This is a genomic window from Frankia sp. CcWB2 (assembly GCF_977927585.1).
In genome coordinates, this window is the sequence record NZ_CDWRCM010000162.1 from 1 (window position 1) to 2,576 (window position 2,576).

Below are 2,576 nucleotides of genomic sequence, written 5' to 3' on the forward strand. Positions count from 1 at the left end.
CTGGCAGACCGGTCCGGCGCAGCCGCGCTCCGCCGGTGCCACCGGTTGGACGGTCGACGGCCCCTACCGCCCCGAGCCGGCTCGGTGACGTGCTCGTCGTCGGGGTCAACAGCGACAGCGGGGTGCGTCGGCTCAAGGGCCCGGACCGTCCGATCAACGCGCTGGCCGACCGGCTGGCGGTGCTGACCGCGCTCGCCGGTGTCGAGCACGTGGTCGTCTTCGACGACGACACCCCGACCGACCTGCTGCGTTCCCTGCGGCCCGACGTGTACGTCAAGGGCGGCGACTATACCGAGTCGATGTTGCCCGAGGCGCCGCTGGTCCGTGCGCTCGGCGGCGAGGTCCGCATCGTCGACTACGTGGCGGACCGGTCGACGAGCGCTCTGGTCGGGCGCATCCGGCGCACAGCGGACGATGGCCGCGAGGGAACGGTGAGAACCGCGAGGGAACGGTGAGAACCGCGAGGGAACGGTGAGGGCTGCGAGGAAACGGGGAACCGGGCGTGAGAATTCTGCTGTGGCACGTGCACGGATCGTGGACGACGTCATTCGTCCAGGGCGATCACTCCTATCTCGTCCCGGTCACCCCGGATCGCGGCCCGGACGGCCTGGGCCGCGCGCGCACCTATCCGTGGCCGGGCACGGTCACGGAGGTCGGGCCGGACGAGCTCGGCCCGGCCGACGTGGACGTCGTCGTCCTGCAGCGGCCGCACGAGCTGGACCTGGCGGAACGCTGGCTGGGTGGCCGGCGCCCGGGGCGGGACCTCCCTGCGGTCTACGTCGAGCACAACACCTCGAAGGGGGACGTGCCCACGACCCGGCACCCCCTCGCCGACCGGCCAGACCTCACCCTGGTGCACGTCACCCACTTCAACCGGCTGTTCTGGGATGCCGGGAGCACGCCCACCCGGGTCGTCGAGCACGGCATCGTCGACCCGGGCCACCGCTACACCGGTGAGCTGCCCCGCGTCGCGGTTGCCGTGAACGAACCGGTCCGCCGCGGCCGGGTTACCGGGACCGACCTGCTGGGGCTGTTCGCCGCGGCGGCACCGGTCGACGCCTTCGGCCTGGGGGTCAGCGCCCTACCGGCGCACACCGGCCTTCCCGCCGAGCGGCTCACCGTGTTCGAGGACGCCTCCCAGGCCGCCCTGCACGAGGCCGTCGCGCGCCGCCGGGTGTACGTGCACCTGCCGCGGTGGACCTCGCTCGGGCTGTCCCTGCTCGAGGCGATGCACCTGGGCATGTCCGTCGTCGCGCTGGCCACCACCGAGGCGGTGGAGGCGGTGCCGGGGGACGCCGGGGTCCTCTCCACCGATCCGGCGGTGCTCGCCGGCGCCGTCCGCCGCTTCGTCGCCGATCCGGAACGCGCTCGGGCGTACGGGAAGAAGGCCCGGCGGGCGGCCCTGGCCCGGTACGGTCTCGATCGTTTCCTGCGGGACTGGGACGAGGTGCTCGCGCAGGTCACGGGCTGAGCTCCGACACCGAGTTTATCCGCATGATTGCCAGGAAATGTCCTTCACATGACGGGTGAACCGGGGCTGCCCGGCGAGTCAGGCGAGCCGGGCGAGCCGTTGGACAGGTTCGTGCTGCCGCTCAGCCCGATCGCGCCCCGGCAGGCCCGGGTCCGGTTGGCCGCGGGCCTCGCCGGCACCGGCTTCGCGGCGGAGCTGGCCGAGATCGTCGTGTTGCTCGCCAGCGAACTGGTCACCAACGCCGTCGTGCACGGCCGCGGTGAGCCGGTTCTGGAGATCCGGACGACCGACCACCAGATGTGGGTCGGCGTCCAGGATCCGGACAGCCGCCTCCCGCAGGTGCAGCAGGTCGACACCGACTCGCTTGGCGGGCGGGGCATGCACTTGGTGGCCGAGCTCGCTGAGACCTGGGGCGCCGACGTCATCCCCGGCGACGGGAAGGTCGTCTGGTTCCGGATGCGCCGGGAGAGCCCCGTTGTCGATGGTTGACCGCCGCCGATGCGGCCGAGCGCGCCGCGGGCTTGCCTGACGGCGGGCTTGCCTGACGGCGGGCTTACCTGACGGCCTCGGGCAGGACGGGGGTGGGCGGGCCGAGAAAGAAGCCCTGGCCGTAGGGGATCGCGGTCTCCCGGGTGGCCTGGAGCTCGGCCGCGGTCTCGATGCCCTCGGCAACCACGCCGCCTCCGATCTCCTTGGCGACGTGCACCAGCCCGGCGGCCACGGCCCGCCGGGCCGGGTCGGTGTCGATGCCCTGGGTCAGGCAGCAGTCCATCTTGATAATCTCCGGCCGCAGCCGGACGAGCTGTTCCAGCCCGGCATAGCCGGTACCCACGTCGTCGGCGGCAATGCGGACGCCGAGCCGGCGCAGGTGCTCGATGTCGCGGTTGATCGCCGGAGTGTCGCCGATCCGTTCGTGCTCGGTGATCTCCACGAGGATACGTTCGGCATCCTCGCCCATGATCATCTCCACCAGGCCGGCCGAGAGGGTCGTCGCCGAGACGTTAACCGCGAGGATCATGTGTGTCGGCAGCCGGGGCAGCACGGCGAGCGCGCGTCGGACCGCGGCGAGTTCGAGATCGACGTTGAGGCCGACGGAGCCTGCCGC

Annotated in this window: 4 protein-coding genes; 3 read left to right on the forward strand and 1 reads right to left on the reverse strand. The window is 72.2% G+C overall.

Features of this window, described 5'->3' with window-relative positions; translation table 11 throughout:
* From ACY45C_RS15965 to ACY45C_RS15975, 3 genes are all read left to right on the forward strand, one after another.
* Nucleotides 1–455 (forward strand): nucleotidyl transferase family protein (locus ACY45C_RS15965; protein ID WP_462188383.1); only part of this gene is annotated, 455 nt, incomplete at its 5' end.
* 47 nt (nt 456–502) lie between these two features.
* Complete coding sequence (locus ACY45C_RS15970; protein WP_462188384.1) at nt 503–1,471, forward strand: glycosyltransferase; 969 nt, start codon at nt 503–505, stop codon at nt 1,469–1,471.
* A gap of 48 nt (nt 1,472–1,519) precedes the next feature.
* A complete protein-coding gene (locus ACY45C_RS15975) occupies nt 1,520–1,960 on the forward strand; it encodes an ATP-binding protein (protein WP_462188385.1) in 441 nt (146 codons plus the stop codon).
* 64 nt (nt 1,961–2,024) lie between these two features.
* Here ACY45C_RS15975 and ACY45C_RS15980 read toward each other — a convergent pair.
* On the reverse strand, nt 2,025–2,576 hold a 552-nt coding region (locus ACY45C_RS15980; protein ID WP_462188386.1), incomplete at its 5' end, for an EAL domain-containing protein.